At 71.7% G+C, this 2,600-nt stretch carries 2 protein-coding genes; one reads left to right on the forward strand and one right to left on the reverse strand.

Translation table 11 applies throughout. The features are described 5' to 3' along the window. Positions 1-147: 147 nt before the first annotated feature. Positions 148-885 carry a ferritin-like fold-containing protein gene (locus tag ACFSL4_RS20695; protein WP_381084857.1) on the reverse strand — a complete coding sequence of 246 codons (738 nt, stop codon included), beginning with the start codon at positions 883-885 and terminating at the stop codon, positions 148-150. A 474-nt stretch (positions 886-1,359) separates the two neighbouring features. On the opposite strand from ACFSL4_RS20695, the gene ACFSL4_RS20700 reads away from it, so the two are divergent. Then, positions 1,360-2,600 (forward strand): DEAD/DEAH box helicase (locus tag ACFSL4_RS20700; RefSeq protein ID WP_381084860.1); only part of this gene is annotated, 1,241 nt, incomplete at its 3' end.

Raw genomic sequence — 2,600 nt, forward strand, 5'->3', positions numbered from 1 at the left:
CCGCGGCCGGGACGACGGCTCCGGCGCCGGCCGGGACGACGAACGCCGTGACACGCGCCCCGGACCGCCCGCCCGTGCGGCGGTCGTGGCGCCCTCGGCGGACGGCTGCCGCCACCCGCACGGCGCAGGGCTCGGCCACCGCGACGATCAGGCGGCCAGCCCCAGCGCGGCCATGCGCTTGGTGTGCGCCTCGGTGATCCGCGAGAACATCTTGCCGACCTCGGCGAGGTCGAAGCCGTCCGCGACGCCGCCGACGAGCATCGTCGACAACGCGTCCCGGTCGGCGACCACCCGCTGCGACTGCGACAGGGCCTCGCCCATCAGCCGCCGCGCCCACAGCGCGAGCCGCCCGCCCACACGCGGGTCCGCGTCGATCGCGGCGCGCACCTTCTCGACGGCGAAACTGGCGTGCCCGGTGTCGTCGAGCACGGCGAGCACGAGCCCGCGCGTGTCGGCGTCGAGCCGGGCCGCAACCTCGCGATAGAAGTCGCTGGCGATCGAGTCGCCGACGTACGCCTTGACGAGCCCCTCCAGCCAGTCCGACGGGGCCGTCTGCTTGTGGAAGCCGTCGTAGGCCGCGACGAACGGCTCCATCGCCTCCGTCGGCTCGGCCCCGATCTCGGTGAGCCGGTCCCTGATCCGCTCGAAGTGGTGGAACTCGGCGGACGCCATCTTCGCCAGCTCCGCCTTGTCTGCGAGCGTGGGCGCGAGCTTCGCGTCCTCCGCGAGCCGCTCGAACGCCGCCAGCTCCCCGTACGCGAGCGCGCCGAGCAGGTCCACCACCGCGGCACGGTACTGGGGGTCGGCGGATGCCCTCGCCCAGTCCTGGGCGGCGACCGAGGTGCGTTCGGCGGAGGCGTCGGGAGCGTTGTCAGGCGTCGTCATGAAGCGCACAATAGCCCGCCCGCCGCCCCGGGGAAGTCCCTGATCAACCACTGTGACGACGGCTACGTGACCGAATCGGCCATCGCGTGTGCGCGATTCCGGGGTATGGTGGTAATGCGCCTGCTGGGTACGTCGACGTATCTCGACAGGCTGCACGCATGAGGATGCCCGGTCGGTGGCCCGATCGGCTCCGACCCGAAAGCCCTCCTCGCCGGTACGTCACAGTGCGTACGGCATCCGGAGGGGCCCTCAGCGGTACGAGCGCTGGAGCGTCGGCGTGGTCCCGTGCCACAGGCCCGTCCCCCATGCAGGCCGACGTCATCCGGCATGGTCACGACCCCCGCGCTCGCCTCGCATCGCGCACACAGAAGAGGCAGCACCCTGACTACCACTTTTCGAGAACTTGGGATCCTTCCCGAGACGGCCGAGGCTCTGGAAGCCGTCGGTATCGTCCGTCCCTTCCCCATCCAGGAGATGACGCTCCCCGTCGCCCTCTCCGGCACCGACGTCATCGGCCAGGCCAAGACCGGCACCGGCAAGACGCTGGGCTTCGGCCTCCCGCTCCTCGAGCGTGTCACGGTCCCCGCCGACGTGGAGGCCGGCCGTGCCGGGCCCGAGGCCCTCACCGACGCCCCCCAGGCGCTTGTCGTCGTGCCCACGCGCGAGCTGTGCACGCAGGTCACCAACGATCTGCTGACCGCCGGCAAGGTGCGCAACGTACGCGTCACAGCGATCTACGGCGGCCGGGCCTACGAGCCACAGGTCGAGGCCCTCAGGAGGGGCGTCGATGTCGTCGTCGGCACCCCGGGCCGCCTGCTGGACCTGGCGGGCCAGAAGAAGCTGAACCTGAAGCACGTCAAGTGCCTGGTGCTCGACGAGGCCGACGAGATGCTCGACCTGGGCTTCCTGCCCGACGTCGAGAAGATCATGGACATGCTGCCGGCGAAGCGCCAGACCATGCTCTTCTCGGCCACGATGCCGGGCGCGGTCATCGGCCTGGCCCGCCGCTATATGTCACAGCCGACGCACATCCGGGCCACCGCGCCGGACGACGAGGGCGTGACGGTCGCGAACATCAAGCAGTTCGTCTACCGCGCGCACTCGCTCGACAAGCCGGAAATGGTCGCGCGCATGCTGCAGGCCGACGGCCGCGGGCTGGCGATGGTCTTCTGCCGTACGAAGCGGACGGCCGCGGACATCGCCGAGCAGCTGCAGCGGCGCGGCTTCGCGTCCGGCGCGGTCCACGGCGACCTGGGCCAGGGCGCGCGAGAGCAGGCCCTGCGGGCCTTCCGCAACGGCAAGGTGGACGTGCTGGTGTGCACCGACGTGGCCGCACGCGGCATCGACGTCGAGGGCGTCACGCACGTCGTCAACTACCAGTCCCCGGAGGACGAGAAGACCTATCTGCACCGCATCGGCCGTACGGGCCGCGCGGGCGCGTCGGGTACGGCGATCACGCTGGTCGACTGGGACGACATCCCGCGCTGGCAGCTGATCAACAAGGCGCTGGAGCTGGACTTCAGCGACCCCCCGGAGACGTACTCCACCTCGCCGCACCTCTTCAGCGACCTCGGCATCCCCGAGGGCACCAAGGGCGTCCTGCCGCGCTCGGAACGCACCCGCGCCGGGCTGGCGGCGGAGGAGCTGGAGGACCTCGGCGAGACCGGCGGGCGGGGGCCGCGGGGCCGCCGCTCCCCGGGCCCGTCCGAGGAGCG

It is taken from the genome of Streptomyces caeni (assembly GCF_042678285.1).
GTDB lineage: Bacteria > Actinomycetota > Actinomycetes > Streptomycetales > Streptomycetaceae > Streptomyces > Streptomyces caeni.

Bases quoted from the DNA above. Each gene is read 5' to 3' on its own strand.
- ACFSL4_RS20695 (WP_381084857.1), bottom strand. From the start codon at position 885: ATGACGACGCCTGACAACGCTCCCGACGCCTCCGCCGAACGCACCTCG.